Genomic DNA, 14,589 nt, shown 5'->3' on the forward strand with positions numbered 1-14,589 from the left:
GCGTCTGGAGTCCCAGACACGATCGAGCGCTCCGGGGTCGCTGAGGCGGTCCCGGAGCGCTGTGATGTCTGCATGACACAACCGGTGGAGCTGGGTCCGAAGCCGCTGACCCTGGAGGACGTCCACGCCGTCGCCCGCGACGGTGCGCCGGTGGCGATCACCGAGGCGGCCCGCGAGGCGGTCAGCACGGCCCGCGGCCACATCGAGCAGCTCGCCACGGCCGAACGCCCCACCTACGGCGTCTCGACCGGGTTCGGCGCGCTCGCCGTCCGGCACATCCCGCCGGACCGCCGCGCCCAGCTGCAGCGTTCGCTGATCCGCTCGCACGCGGCCGGCTCCGGCCCCGAGGTGGAGCGCGAGGTCGTGCGGGCGCTGATGCTGCTGCGGCTGCGCACCCTCGCGACCGGCCACACCGGTGTCCGGCTGTCCACCGTCGACGCGATGGCCGGGATGCTGAACGCCGGCATCACGCCGGTGGTGCACGAGTTCGGCTCGCTGGGCTGTTCCGGCGACCTGGCGCCGCTGTCGGCGAGCGCGCTCGCGCTGATGGGCGAGGGCATGGTCCGCACCGCGGCCGGCGAGCTCGTCCCGGCCGCCGACGCGCTCAGGGCCGCGGGCATCGAGCCGGTGCAGCTGGCCGAGAAGGAAGGCCTCGCGCTCATCAACGGCACCGACGGCATGCTCGGCATGCTGTCGCTCGCGATCGCCGACCTGACCAGGCTGCTCGACGTCGCCGACCTCACCGCCGCGATGAGCGTCGAGGCCCTGCTCGGCACCGACCGCGTCTTCGAGCCGGAGCTGCACGCGCTGCGCCCGCACCCCGGTCAGAACCTCTCGGCGGCCAGGATGCTCGCGTTCCTGCGGGACTCCGAGATCGTCGCCTCGCACCGCGGCCCCGACTGCACCCGCGTGCAGGACGCGTACTCGCTGCGCTGCTCCCCGCAGGTGCACGGCGCCGCCCGCGACACCGTGGCGTACGCGGCGACGGTGGCCGACCGCGAGCTGTCGTCGGTCGTCGACAACCCGGTGGTGCTGGCCGACGGCCGGGTCGAGTCCAACGGCAACTTCCACGGCGCGCCCGTCGCGTACGTGCTGGACTTCCTCGCCATCCCGGTCGCGGACGTGGCCTCGATCGCCGAGCGCCGCACCGACCGCATGCTCGACGTCTCCCGCTCGCACGGCCTGCCGCCGTTCCTCGCAGACGACCCCGGTGTCGACTCGGGCCACATGATCGCCCAGTACACCCAGGCGGCGATCGTGTCCGAGCTCAAGCGCCTGGCCGTGCCCGCCTCCGTCGACTCCATCCCGTCGTCGGCGATGCAGGAGGACCACGTGTCGATGGGCTGGTCCGCCGCGCGCAAGCTGCGCAAGGCCGTGGACGGGCTCACGACCGTGCTGGCCGTCGAACTGCTCACCGCCGCGCGGGCCCTCGACCTGCGCGCGCCCCTCAAGCCCGCCCCCGCGACCGCCGCCGCCGTGGCGAAGCTGCGCGAGACCGTCCAGGGCCCCGGCCCCGACCGCCACCTCGCGCCCGAGATCGCCGCCGCCGAGGCCCTGATTCGAAGTGGAGCTCTGTGATGACCACCGTTCGCGCCGACCGCGGCACCGAACTGACCGCGAAGAGCTGGCCGACCGAGGCCGCACTGCGGATGTTCCACAACAACCTCGACCCCGACGTCGCCGAGCGCCCCGAGGACCTCGTGGTCTACGGCGGCACCGGCAAGGCGGCGCGCGACTGGCCGTCGTTCGAGGCGATCTCGCGTGAGCTGAGGAACCTGGAGGCCGACGAGACGCTGCTCGTGCAGTCCGGCCGCCCGGTCGGCGTCATGCGCACGCACGAGTGGGCGCCGCGGGTGCTCATCGCGAACTCGAACCTCGTGCCGGACTGGGCGAACTGGCCCGAGTTCCGCCGCCTGGAGGCCGAGGGCCTCACGATGTACGGGCAGATGACCGCCGGGTCGTGGATCTACATCGGCACCCAGGGCATCCTGCAGGGCACGTTCGAGACGTTCGCCGCCGTCGCCACCAAGCGCTTCAACGGCACGCTCAAGGGCACGCTGACCGTCACCGCGGGCCTCGGCGGCATGGGTGGCGCGCAGCCGCTCGCCGTGACGATGAACGAGGGCGTCGCGCTGTGCGTCGAGGTCGACCCGCACCGCGCCCAGCGCCGCCTGGAGACCCGCTACCTCGACGAGATCGCGGACGACCTGGACTCGGCGATCGAACGGGTGCTGGCCGCGAAGGCCGCCGGTGAGGCCGTGTCCGTCGGCGTCGTGGGCAACGCGGCGGAGGTCCTGCCCGAGCTGCTGCGCCGCGAGGTCCCCGTCGACATCGTCACGGACCAGACCTCGGCGCACGACCCGCTGGCGTACCTGCCGGTCGGCGTCCCGCTCGACGAGTGGCAGGACTACGCGGCCGCGAAGCCGGACGAGTTCACCGACCGCGCGCGCAAGTCGATGGCCGACCACGTCGAGGCCATGGTCGGGTTCCTCGACCGCGGCGCCGAGGTGTTCGACTACGGCAACTCGATCCGCGGTGAGGCGCAGCTCGGCGGCTACGACCGGGCGTTCGCGTTCCCCGGCTTCGTGCCCGCCTACATCCGGCCGCTGTTCTGCGAGGGCAAGGGCCCGTTCCGCTGGGCCGCGCTGTCCGGCGACCCGGCCGACATCGCGAAGACCGACAGGGCGATCCTGGAGCTGTTCCCGGAGAACGAGCAGCTGCACCGCTGGATCAAGATGGCCGGTGAGCGGGTCGAGTTCCAGGGCCTGCCCGCCCGCATCTGCTGGCTCGGCTACGGCGAACGGCACCTGGCGGGCCTCAAGTTCAACGAGATGGTCGCCTCCGGTGAGCTGTCCGCGCCGATCGTCATCGGCCGCGACCACCTCGACTGCGGCTCGGTCGCCTCGCCGTACCGCGAGACCGAGGCGATGGCCGACGGCTCCGACGCGATCGCCGACTGGCCGCTGCTGAACGCCCTGGTCAACACGGCCTCGGGTGCGACGTGGGTGTCGCTGCACCACGGTGGTGGCGTGGGCATCGGGCGGTCCATCCACGCCGGCCAGGTCACCGTCGCCGACGGCACCGAGCTGGCCGCGCAGAAGATCGAGCGCGTGCTGACCAACGACCCCGGCATGGGCGTCATCCGGCACGTGGACGCCGGGTACGACGAGGCGAAGACCGTGGCCGCGGACAAGGGCGTCCGCATCCCGATGATGCACAGTCCGGTGGAGGGTTGATGCTCGACCAGATCGCGGACGTCGGCAGGGACTCGAAGCGCGGCGGCTACTCGCGGCACGGGTACGACAAGCCCGAGCTGGAGCTGCGGCACTGGTTCGTGGAGCAGGCGGTCCGGCGCGGTCTCGGCGTGGAGACCGACCGGAACGGCAACCTGTGGGCGTGGTGGGGCGAGCCCGGCGACGACGCGCTCGTCACCGGCAGCCACCTCGACTCCGTGCCCGGTGGCGGCGCGTTCGACGGCCCGCTCGGCGTCACGTCGGCGCTGGAGGCCGTTGACCTGTTGCAGGCCAAGGGCTTCCAGCCCGCACGACCGTTCGCGATCGCGGTCTTCGCCGAGGAGGAGGGCGGCCGGTTCGGCGTCGCCTGCCTCGGCAGCAGGCTCCTGACCGGGGCCATCCCGCCCGGGAAGGCGCTGGCGCTCAAGGACCCGGACGGCGTCACGCTGGCCGAGGCCATGAAGGCGGCCGGCCACGACCCGGACCTGGTCGGGCGCGACGAACGGGCGTTGCGGCGCATCGGCCGGTTCGTCGAGCTGCACGTCGAACAGGGTCGCGGCCTCACCGTGCCGGTGGGCGTGGCCAGCAGCATCCTCGCGCACGGCCGGTGGCGCTTCACGTTCTCCGGCGAGGGCAACCACGCCGGGGCGACGTTGATCGAGGACCGACGCGACCCGATGCTCCCCGCGTCCCGGCTCGTCCTCGCCGCCAGGAAGGCGGCCAGGGGTGGCGGCCGTGCCACCGTGGGAAGGCTCGTCCCCAACCCCGGTGGCACCAACGTCATCGCGTCCACCGTGGACGTCTGGCTCGACGCGCGGGACAGCGACGACGCACGCACCCGCGCGATGGTCGCGGAGATCTCCGAGGCAGCCGGCCAGGCCGCTGAGGAGGAGGGCTGCGAGCTGCGGATCACCGAGGAGTCGTACGGCGACACGGTGCACTTCGACAGCGCGCTGCGGGACGACATCGCGGGTGCGCTCGGCGGCGTTCCGGCGTTGCCGACGGGGGCGGGCCACGACGCCGGCATCCTCGCCGCCCACGTGCCGACGGCGATGCTGTTCGTGCGCAACCCGACCGGCGTGAGCCACGCGCCGGAGGAGTTCGCCGAGCAGGCCGACGTCGACGAGGGCGTGCGCGCCCTCGCCGCCACGATCGAACACCTCGGGTCATGAACTTCTGGTGCGAGCGGGCCTGGTTGCCCGACGGCCTCGCGGACCGGGTGCTGATCAGGGTCGAGGACGGGAAGATCGCGAGTGTGTCCACCGTGGACACGATCCCGCTGGGCGTGCGCCGGTTGTACGGCGTCGTCGTGCCGGGCTTCGCGAACGCCCACTCGCACGCGTTCCACCGCGCGCTCCGGGGCCGTACGCACGACGGCGGCGGCACGTTCTGGACGTGGCGCGAGGGCATGTACGCGCTCGCGTCCAAGCTGACGCCGCAGTCCTACTACCGCCTGGCCCGCGCGGTCTACGCGGAGATGGCGCTCGCCGGGGTCTCGGCCGTCGGCGAGTTCCACTACGTGCACGACCGCTCGAACGAGTTCGGGTACGCGCTGCGGGAGGCCGCGGCGGACGCGGGCATCCGGCTCACCCTGCTCGACACCTGCTACCTCGCCGGCGGCATCGACCAGCCGGTCAACGAGGTGCAGCAGCGGTTCTCCGACGGCACCGCCGAGGCGTGGGCGAACCGCGTCGCGGAGCTGAAGGCCGACGACGTGATGCTGGTCGGTGCCGCGATCCACTCCGTGCGGGCCGTCCCGCGCGCGGAGCTTCCCGTGGTGGCGCAAGCGTTTCCGGACGCGCCGCTGCACGTGCACCTCTCCGAGCAGCCCGCGGAGAACGAGGCCTGCCTCGCGGCCTACGGCCTGACGCCGACCGCGTTGCTGGCCGAGGCGGGGGCGCTGGGCCCGCGCACCACCGCCGTGCACGCCACCCACCTCACGGCAGAGGACATCGCCACCCTGGGCGGCACCGGCACCGGCGCGTGCTTCTGCCCGACCACCGAGGCCGACCTGGCGGACGGCATCGGACCGGCCCGCGAGCTCGCCGACGCGGGCAGCCCGCTGTCGCTGGGCAGCGACCAGCACGCCGTCGTCGACCCGCTGCTCGAAACGCGGGCGCTGGAGCACGGCGAACGCCTCCGCACCGGGCAGCGCGGCCGGTTCTCGCCGGTCGAGCTGCGCGCCGCCGCCACCCGGCACTCGGCGCTCGGCCGCGACGGCGGGCGGATCGAACCGGGCGCGCCCTGCGACCTGGTGGCGATCAGCTGCTCGACCCCGCGCACCGCCGGGTCGTTGCCGGAGCAGGTGTTCCTGTCCGCGACGGCGTCCGACGTGGACACCGTGGTGGTCGGCGGCCGGGTGGTGGCCTCCGGTGGCGTGCACGAGACCCTGGGAGACGTCGGCCGGCTGCTGGCGTCCGCGATCGAGGAGCTGTGGGCATGAGCGTGTTGATCACCGGCATCGGTGAGCTCACCACGAACACCGACGACACCGGGGACGCGCTGGTCGTCGACGGCGACCGGATCGCGTGGGTCGGGTCCGCCGCGCACGCCCCCGCCGCCGACGTGAAGGTCGACGTCGAGGGCCGAGCGGTGCTGCCCGGCTGGGTCGACTCGCACACCCACCTGGTCTTCGCGGGCGACCGCACCGCCGAGTTCGGCGCGCGCATGGCCGGTCAGCCCTACACCGCGGGCGGCATCGCGGTCACCGTCGGCGCGACCCGCGGGGCGTCGGACCAGGAGCTGTCCGAGGGGGTGCGCCGGCACGTCGCCGAGGCGTTGCGGCAGGGCACCACGTTCCTGGAGACCAAGACCGGCTACGGCCTGAACGTCCGCGACGAGGTGCGGTCGGCCCGCATCGCCGCCGAGCACGTCGAGGAGGTCACGTTCCTCGGTGCCCACCTCGTCCCGCCCGGCGAGGACGCCGACACCTACGTCGACCTGGTGCGCGGCGAGATGCTCGACGCCGTGGCGCCGCTGGTGCGCTGGGCCGACGTGTTCTGCGAGAAGGGCGCGTTCGACCACGACCAGTCCAGGGCGGTGCTGCTCGCGGCACGGGAGAAGGGCCTCGGCCTGCGCGTGCACGGCAACCAGCTCGGCGAGGGCCCCGGCGTCCGGCTGGCCGTCGAGCTCGGCGCCGCCTCCGTCGACCACTGCACCTACCTGTCGGCCGCCGACGTCGACGCGCTGGCGTCGTCGGACACGGTCGCCACGCTGCTGCCGGCCTGCGACCTGTCCACCCGCCAGCCGCTGCCCCCGGCACGAGCCCTGCTCGACGCGGGCGCGACCGTGGCGCTGGCCAGCAACTGCAACCCCGGCTCGTCCTACACCTCGTCGATGGCGTTCTGCGTGGCGACCGCGGTGCTGCAGATGTTCCTGAGCATCGAGGAGGCCGTCCGCGCCGCCACGCTCGGCGGTGCGCTGGCCCTGCGCCGCGACGACGTAGGCGTGATCCGCGCCGGTGCCCGCGCCGACCTGCACGTGCTGGACGCGCCGTCGATCACCCACCTCGCCTACCGGCCCGGCGTGCCGCTCACGCACGCCGTCTGGAAGAACGGCGAACAGGTGATCTGGCACCGAACGAGATAGCGATCTTGTAACCCTCCGGGTGGGCCTACTGGCGCAGGGCCCGGCGGCCGTATGGTTCCACCCGTGGCGGATTTCGCGGACGCGCTGACCAGGGCCGTCGACGACAGCGGGCTCAGCCTCGAACGGATCCAGCACCACCTGGCCGCCCGCGGCATGCAGGTGAGCGTGTCGACGCTCAGCTACTGGCGCCGCGGCCGCAGCCGCCCGGAACGCCCCGAGTCGCTGAAGGTCGTCACGGCGCTGGAGGAGCTCCTCGGGCTGGCGGAGGGCCACCTCACCGACCGCCTCGGCGACAAGCGCCCCCGCGGCCGCTGGGTCGGGCAGGCGATGTCGCTGGAGGACATGTGGGACTCGCGGGCCACCGACCTCGGTGAGGTCATGGCGCGGATCGACCGCCTGCAACCCACCGCGTCGACCTACCTGACCGTGCGCGACCGGCAGGTGATCGGGCCGGACCGGCGTGAGGTCGAGATGCACTGCACCGGTGTCGTGCAGGCACTGGAGGACGGGGTCGACCGGTTCCTCGCGATCCAGCTGGCCGACGCCACCGACCTCGGTGTCGCGACGGTCGAGGCGGGTCCGCCGTGCCGGCTCGGGCGCGTGCGCAGCGACGACACCACCGGGTTCCTCGTCGCGGAGATCCTGTTCGACCGGATGCTGCGGGCGGGGGAGACCGCCCTGGTCGACTACACGGCCAAGATGCGGCCCGGCGCGGAGAGCGAGGTCTGCGACCGGCGGTTCCTGCGGCCGGTGGGCGACTACGTGCTGCAGATCGACTTCCACCCCGACGCCGTGCCCGCGCGGTGCTTCGAGTTCACCCGGCCCTCGCTGCACGAACCGGAGACCGCGGTGTCCGACCTGTGGATCGGGACCACCGCGTCCACCCACATCCACGTGCGCAACGCGAAGCCGGGCATCTACGGAGTGCGGTGGGAGTGGGACTAGTACCCACTCCCACCGCGAGGCGCCCCCGGTGGATCGACGCTCACGGCCGAGCCGCATTCGGCCGGAGCATCAAGGGCGCAGGATGGCCGTCGCCGGTGCAGGGAGTGACGACGACGGCATGTCTCACACCTTCAGCAGCAGGTTCGGCGAACCGGTCCTGGTGTCGGTGAGCTTGTTCGGCGTCGCCGCGCCGACCAGTGCGTTGCGCACCTGGGCGGGCGTCGCCGACGGGTTGGCGCTCAGGTACAGCGCCGCGGCACCCGCCACGTGCGGGGAGGCCATCGAGGTGCCGCCCATCGAGCGCGTGCCGGTGTCGCTGCTGTGCGACGCGGACACGATCTCGCTGCCCGGCGCCCAGATGTCCAGGCACCGGCCGTAGTTCGACGAGCCCGCCGACCAGATCGACCGCCGGTCGTTGCGGTCCGACGCACCCACGGTGATCGCCTCGGGGGTGCGGGCAGGGGTGAAGCCGCACGCGTCCTGGCCGCTGTTGCCGCCGGCGAGCACGTAGGTGGTGCCGGAGCTGATCGAGCGCCGCACCGCGTTCTCCAACGAGCTGTTCGTGCCGCTGCCACCGAGGCTCATGTTCACCACGGCCGGCTTCTTCGCGTTCTGCGTGACCCAGTCGATCGCGCGGATGATGCCGTCCCACGGGCCGCTGCCCGCGCAGTCGAGCACCCGCACGCCGACGAGCTTCACCTGCTTGGCAACACCGTAGGACTTGCCGCCGACGGTGCCCGCGACATGTGTTCCGTGGCCGTTGCAGTCCTGCGCCACTGAATCGTTGTCGATGAAGTCGTAACCGTCCGAGGCGCGGTTCTCGAAATCGACGTGCGTTTTGCGGATGCCGGTGTCGAGAATGTACGCCGTCACGTTCCCGGCGGTGTTCGGGTAGGTGTAGGAGCGGTTCAGCGGCAGGCTCGCCTGGTCGATCCGGTCGAGTCCCCAGGTCGGGTTGGCCTGGGTGCCCTGGATCGTCGCGAACGTGTTGCGCTCGACGAAGTCGACGGCGGGGTCGGCCGCCAGCCTGCGGGCCTGCTGCTCGGACAGACCGGCCACGGAGAAGCCGTTCAGCGCGGTCGTGAAGGTGTGCCGGACCGTGCCGCGGTAGCGGGAGGCCAGCGTCGCGGCAGGGGTGTGCGCGCCGTCCTTCAGCACCACGATGTAGCTGCCCTCGACGGCCTTCTCGCCGGCACCGGGCAGCACGGCCTGCTCAGCGACCGCGGTGGGCGCCCAGATCGCCGTGGAAGCGATGCCGAGTGCCGCCGCAACCGCCACACGACCTCGTTGTCGTGCCATTGGTTCCTCCTGGCAGGGAATGAACTTGGGGAACGTGACGAACTTAACCGCACCAACGGGTGAAATGGGAGGTTCGAAAATTCAGCCGGCAATACTGTCAAAACTGTGGCCGAGCTGTGGCGGCTGTGAAAGGCCGCGGCGGGCGCACCTGGAGCAGCTCCACGTGGCCAAGCACTGCCGGGAGGGGCAGGGTTGAGCCATGGACTACACGAACCTCGGCCGCAGCGGCCTCTCTGTCTCCCGCCTGTGCCTCGGCACCATGAACTTCGGCCCCGAGACGACCGAGGCCGACAGCCACGCGATCATGGACCGCGCCCACGAGCACGGCTTGAACTTCTTCGACACCGCCAACGTCTACGGCTGGAAGATGGGCGAGGGCGTCACCGAGCAGATCATCGGCCGGTGGTTCGCGCAGGGCGGTGGCCGGCGCGAGAAGACCGTCATCGCCACCAAGCTCTACGGCAGCATGGGCGAGTGGCCGAACGAGACGAAGCTGTCGGCGTTGAACATCCGCCGCGCCGCCGACGCCTCGTTGAAGCGCCTGCAGACCGACTACATCGACCTGTACCAGATGCACCACGTCGACCGGGACACGCCGTGGGACGAGATCTGGGAGGCCTTCTCGGTCCTGCGCCAGCAGGGCAAGGTCATCTACTTCGGCTCGTCGAACTTCGCCGGCTGGCACCTCGCCCAGGCGCAGGAGGCCGCGCGCACCCGCGGGTTCCTCGGCCTGGTGTCCGAGCAGTCGATCTACAACCTGATGACCCGCTGGATCGAGCTGGAGGTGCTGCCGGCCGCGCGCCACTACGGCCTCGGCGTCATCCCGTGGTCACCGCTGCACGGCGGCCTGCTCGGCGGCGTGCTGCGCAAGCAGCGCGAAGGCGGCGCCTCCCGCAGCGCCTCCGGCCGTTCCTCGGACGCGCTGGAGAAGCACCGCGACGCCATTGATGCCTACGAGAAGCTCTGCGCGGAGATCGGTGAGGACCCGGCGAACGTCGGTCTCGCGTGGCTGCTGCACCAGGAGGGCGTGACCGCGCCGATCATCGGCCCGCGCACCGGCGAGCAGCTCGACAGCTCACTGCGGGCGGCGGAGCTGAAGCTCGACGCGGACGTTCTCTCGAAGCTCGACGAACTCTTCCCCGCCCCCGCTCCCAACGGCTCCAAGCCGGCCCCCGAGGCCTACGCCTGGTAGCCACCCCCTGCTTGCTGAACGCACGCGGGGACCTTTCGTACTCTCTGAGGGTACGAAAGGTCCCCGCGTGCGTTCGCGGGAAGCGCGGGGACTAGTCCTCGAAGTCGTCGTCGCGCGCCAGGAACGTGGCGAAGCGCTCGATCGGCGTCTCGAAGTCGGGGTTGGCGTCGACGAACTCCCGCAGCTTGTCGGCGAGCCACGCGAACGTGACCTCCTCCTCGCCGCGCCGCTTCTCGAGCTCCTCGATGCCGCGATCGGTGTGGTACATGGCCTGAACTCCTGTGAGGGCTGGAAAAACGAGCCGCCGGACCCAGTCGGATCCGGCGGCTCGTTCGGGCGTACCCGGGTTTACTCGAACGCGCGGTTGATGATCTCGCGCTGCTCGACCTCGTGCACCTTGCTCGAACCGGCCGACGGCGCGGCCATCGGGCGGCGCGACACCCGCTTCACACCGGACAGGTGCGCGGGCAGCAGCTCCGGCAGGGCGAGACCGTAGAACGGCCACGCACCCTGGTTCGCCGGCTCCTCCTGCACCCAGCGGATGTCCTTCGCGTTCGGGTAGCTCTCCAGGGTCTCGGTCAGCTTGCGGGCCGGGACCGGGTAGAGCTGCTCGACGCGCACGATCGCCACGTCGCTCGCCGCGCGCTTCTCCCGCTCCGAGTGGAGCTCGTAGGAGATCTTGCCGCTGCACAGCAGGACCTTCGTGACCGCGTTGCGGTCCTTGACGGTCGGGTCGTCCATCACCGACTGGAAGCGGTCGTTGATGAACTCGTCCGTGCCGCTGACGGCCGCCTTGAGGCGCAGCATCGACTTCGGCGTGAAGACGATCAGCGGCCGGTCGACGCCGTCGAGGGCGTGGCGGCGCAGCAGGTGGAAGTAGTTCGCCGGCGTCGACGGCACCGCGACGGTCATGGAGCCCTCGGCGCACAGCTGCAGCCAGCGCTCGATGCGGCCCGACGTGTGGTCGGGGCCCTGGCCCTCGTGGCCGTGCGGCAGCAGGATCACGACGTCGGAACGCTGACCCCACTTGGCCTCACCGGACGAGATGAACTCGTCGATGATCGGCTGCGCGCCGTTGACGAAGTCGCCGAACTGCGCCTCCCACAGCACCAGCGCCTGCGGGTTCGCCACCGAGTAGCCGTACTCGAAGCCGACCGCCGCGAACTCCGACAGCACCGAGTCGTAGACCATGAACTTGCCCTGGTCCGGCGACAGGTTCTGCAGCGGCGTGTACTCCTCGCCGGTCTTGCGGTCGATCAGGGTCGCGTGGCGCTGCACGAACGTGCCGCGGCGCGAGTCTTGGCCCGCCAGGCGGACCTTGCGGCCCTCCAGGGCGAGCGAGCCGAACGCGAGCAGCTCCGCGAACGCCCAGTCGATGCCGCCCTCGCGCGCCATCTTGGCGCGGCGGTCGAGCACCGGCTTGACGCGGGCGTGCGGCGTGAAGCCCTCCGGGAGGTTCACGTGCGCGTCGGCGATGTGCTCCAGCACCTCACGGGTGATGCCCGTGGGCAGCTTCGCCGGGACCTGCTGCTCGGACTCGACCGACGGGCTCGCGACGATCGGGTGCTTCTCGAGCTCGCGGACCTCGTTGAAGACGTGCTCCAGCTGGCTGGAGAAGTCCTGCAGCGCCTTCTCGGCCTCCTCGACCGTGATGTCGCCGCGGCCGATCAGGGACTCGGTGTAGGTCTTGCGCACCGAGCGCTTCTGGTCGATCACGTCGTACATCGCCGGCTGGGTCATCGAGGGGTCGTCGCCCTCGTTGTGACCGCGGCGGCGGTAGCAGACCATGTCGATCACGACGTCCTTGCGGAACCGCTGGCGGTAGTCGACAGCGAGCTTCGCGACCCAGTAGCAGGCCTCGGGGTCGTCACCGTTCACGTGGAAGATCGGCGAGCCGATCATCTTCGCGACGTCGGTCGAGTACTTCGACGACCGCGAGTGCTCCGGCGCGGTGGTGAAGCCGACCTGGTTGTTCACGACGATGTGGACCGTGCCGCCGGTGCGGTAACCGCGCACCAGGGCCAGGTTCAGCGTCTCGGCCACGACGCCCTGACCGGCGAACGCCGCGTCACCGTGCATGGCGACCGGCAGCACCGGGAAGGTGTCGCCGCCGATGCCGATGAGGTCCTGCTTGGCGCGCACGATGCCTTCGAGCACCGGGTCGACCGCTTCGAGGTGCGACGGGTTCGCCGTCAGCGACACCTTGGTCTCGCCGTCGCCGAACATCCGGAAGTACTTGCCCTCGGCACCGAGGTGGTACTTCACGTCGCCGGAGCCGTGCGCCTGACCGGGGTCGAGGTTGCCCTCGAACTCGCGGAAGATCTGCGAGATCGGCTTGCCGACGATGTTCGCGAGGACGTTCAGGCGGCCGCGGTGCGGCATCGCGATGACGACCTCGTCGAGCTCGTGCTCGGCTGCCTTGTCCAGCACCGCGTCGAGCAGCGGGATGACGGTCTCGCCGCCCTCCAGCGAGAAGCGCTTCTGCCCGACGTACTTGGTCTGCAGGAACGTCTCGAACGCCTCAGCCGCGTTGAGCTTGCTGAGGATGTACTTCTGCACGGTGGCCGGGGGCTTCTCGTGCGGGACCTCGACGCGCTCCTGGATCCACTGCCGCTCCTCCGGCTCCAGGATGTGCATGTACTCGACGCCGACCGTGCGGCAGTACGAGTTGCGCAGCACACCGAGGATGTCGCGGAGCTTCATCCGCTCCTGACCGGCGAACCCGCCGACCGGGAACTCCCGGTCGAGGTCCCACAGCGTCAGGCCGTGGCTCAGGACGTCGAGGTCCTGGTGGCTGCGCTGGCGGTAGTTCAACGGGTCCGTGTCGGCCATCAGGTGGCCGCGGGTGCGGAACGCGTCGATCAGCTCGATCACGCGGGCGGTCTTGTCGACGGCGCCCTCGGGGATGTCGGCGACCCAGCGGATGGGCTCGTACGGCAGCCGCAGCGACGCGAAGATGTCGTCGTAGAAGCCGTCCTCGCCGAGCAGCAGCTGGTGGATCCGCTTGAGGAACTCACCGGACTCCGCACCCTGGATGATGCGGTGGTCGTAGGTGCTGGTCAGCGTGATGATCTTGCTGACGCCCATGTCGGTGAGCGCCTGCTCGCTGGTGCCCTGGAAGTGCGCGGGGTACTCCATCGCGCCGACGCCGACGATCGTGCCCTGACCCGCGGTCAGCCGCGGCACCGAGTGGTTCGTGCCGATCGTGCCGGGGTTGGTCAGCGAGATCGTGGTGCCGGAGAAGTCCTCCGACGTGAGCGACCCACCGCGGGCCTTGCGGATCAGGTCCTCGTAGGCCTGCCAGAACTGCGTGAACGTCATGTTCTCGCAGCCCTTGACCGAGGCGACGACCAGCGTGCGCTGCCCGTCCTTGCCGGGCAGGTCGATCGCCAGGCCGAAGTTCACGTGCTCCGGCGTGACGACGAACGGCTTGCCGTCCACCTCGGCGTAGTGGCGGTTCATGTTCGGGAACGCCTGCAGCGCCCGCACGACCGCGTAGCCGATGACGTGGGTGAAGGAGACCTTCCCGCCACGCGTCCGCTTCAGGTGGTTGTTGATGACGATGCGGTTGTCGGCCAGCAGCTTGGCGGGCACGGCACGCACGCTGGTCGCGGTCGGAACGGTGAGCGACAGCTCCATGTTCTTCGCGATGGCGGCGGCGGCACCGCGCAGCTGCTTCTGCTCGGGCTGCGCGCTCGGCGTGACCGGGGCGGCCTTCGCGGCCTGCTGCGGCGCCGGCTTGGCAGCCGCGGGCTTGGCGGCGGCGGGCTTCGCGGCGGCGGGCTTGGCGGCCGCCGGCTTCGCGGCCGCGGGCTGCGGCGCGGCCTTGACCTCTGCCTTGGGTGCGGCCTGGGCTTTGCCGGTGTCAGCGGCAGGTGGCGTCACGGTCGTGGTGGTCGTCGTGCCACCCGCGCTCGCCGAGGCGGCGTTCCCGTTCCCGCCCGATCGCTTGTAGTCGGCAAAGAAGTCATGCCATGCCGGGTCTACGGATGACGGGTCCGCGAGGAACTGCTCGTACATCTCCTCGACGAGCCACTCGTTCGGCCCGAACTGTGACGCAGGACTGCTGCTGGACACGGCTGGCGCTCGCCTCTATCCATCTCGCTCTTGGTGGTGACTCATGCGGTAGTCAGGTTAGTCCCCTCAGCGTGGCCCTTCACACGCTGGAGGCACCTGGCAAGGAGTGCTCTGTCACAGGATCGATCAGGACGGCCTTCACGTCACCCGCAGTTGAGCATCCCTTGAGGTGAAACTCGCTGTGAAGCATCCCATCGTGCTTTTCCACCGCGCTCCCGGACCGGGGACGGACACCGAACGCAGTGATCAGATCAC

The 14,589-nt window shown here is 71.1% G+C and carries 10 protein-coding genes; 7 read left to right on the plus strand and 3 right to left on the minus strand.

Annotated features, from left to right (window positions below):
- Window positions 1-72: 72 nt before the first annotated feature.
- The 6 genes from hutH to AB0A63_RS23760 all read left to right on the plus strand — a co-directional run bounded on the left by hutH (window position 73) and on the right by AB0A63_RS23760 (window position 7,766).
- Window positions 73-1,578 (plus strand): histidine ammonia-lyase, encoded by a 1,506-nt coding sequence (hutH, locus tag AB0A63_RS23735; RefSeq protein WP_360395189.1) that lies wholly within the window; start codon window positions 73-75, stop codon window positions 1,576-1,578.
- Window positions 1,575-3,236 carry a urocanate hydratase gene (hutU, locus tag AB0A63_RS23740; protein WP_360395191.1) on the plus strand — a complete coding sequence of 554 codons (1,662 nt, stop codon included), beginning with the start codon at window positions 1,575-1,577 and terminating at the stop codon, window positions 3,234-3,236. The genes hutH and hutU overlap by 4 nt, the downstream gene beginning before the upstream one ends.
- Window positions 3,236-4,405, plus strand: coding sequence for an allantoate amidohydrolase (locus tag AB0A63_RS23745; protein WP_360395194.1), 1,170 nt, complete (start codon window positions 3,236-3,238; stop codon window positions 4,403-4,405). The genes hutU and AB0A63_RS23745 overlap by 1 nt, the downstream gene beginning before the upstream one ends.
- Window positions 4,402-5,676, plus strand: a complete 1,275-nt coding sequence (locus AB0A63_RS23750) for a formimidoylglutamate deiminase (protein ID WP_360395197.1) — start codon at window positions 4,402-4,404, stop codon at window positions 5,674-5,676. The genes AB0A63_RS23745 and AB0A63_RS23750 overlap by 4 nt, the downstream gene beginning before the upstream one ends.
- The gene (gene hutI, locus AB0A63_RS23755) at window positions 5,673-6,821 is read left to right on the plus strand and encodes an imidazolonepropionase (RefSeq protein WP_360395200.1); all 1,149 of its coding nucleotides are present in this window, start codon (window positions 5,673-5,675) and stop codon (window positions 6,819-6,821) included. The genes AB0A63_RS23750 and hutI overlap by 4 nt, the downstream gene beginning before the upstream one ends.
- A gap of 63 nt (window positions 6,822-6,884) precedes the next feature.
- Window positions 6,885-7,766: a hypothetical protein gene (locus AB0A63_RS23760; RefSeq protein ID WP_360395203.1), complete on the plus strand. Its 882-nt coding sequence runs from the start codon at window positions 6,885-6,887 to the stop codon at window positions 7,764-7,766.
- 123 nt (window positions 7,767-7,889) lie between these two features.
- Here the strand turns inward: AB0A63_RS23760 and AB0A63_RS23765 are convergent, their stop codons facing one another.
- Window positions 7,890-9,065 carry a S8 family peptidase gene (locus tag AB0A63_RS23765; protein ID WP_360395206.1) on the minus strand — a complete coding sequence of 392 codons (1,176 nt, stop codon included), beginning with the start codon at window positions 9,063-9,065 and terminating at the stop codon, window positions 7,890-7,892.
- 199 nt (window positions 9,066-9,264) lie between these two features.
- Between AB0A63_RS23765 and AB0A63_RS23770 the strand changes: the two genes are divergently transcribed.
- The gene (locus AB0A63_RS23770) at window positions 9,265-10,257 is read left to right on the plus strand and encodes an aldo/keto reductase (RefSeq protein ID WP_360395209.1); all 993 of its coding nucleotides are present in this window, start codon (window positions 9,265-9,267) and stop codon (window positions 10,255-10,257) included.
- Between the two features lie 91 nt (window positions 10,258-10,348).
- Here the strand turns inward: AB0A63_RS23770 and AB0A63_RS23775 are convergent, their stop codons facing one another.
- Both AB0A63_RS23775 and AB0A63_RS23780 read right to left on the minus strand, forming a co-directional pair.
- On the minus strand, window positions 10,349-10,525 hold the full coding sequence (locus AB0A63_RS23775; protein WP_189154218.1) for a DUF6104 family protein: 177 nt from the start codon (window positions 10,523-10,525) through the stop codon (window positions 10,349-10,351).
- A gap of 80 nt (window positions 10,526-10,605) precedes the next feature.
- Window positions 10,606-14,334, minus strand: coding sequence for a multifunctional oxoglutarate decarboxylase/oxoglutarate dehydrogenase thiamine pyrophosphate-binding subunit/dihydrolipoyllysine-residue succinyltransferase subunit (locus AB0A63_RS23780; RefSeq protein ID WP_360395212.1), 3,729 nt, complete (start codon window positions 14,332-14,334; stop codon window positions 10,606-10,608).
- Between the last annotated feature and the right edge of the window lie 255 nt (window positions 14,335-14,589).

The sequence above is a fragment of the Lentzea sp. NPDC042327 genome, assembly GCF_040647275.1.
Lineage (GTDB): Bacteria > Actinomycetota > Actinomycetes > Mycobacteriales > Pseudonocardiaceae > Lentzea.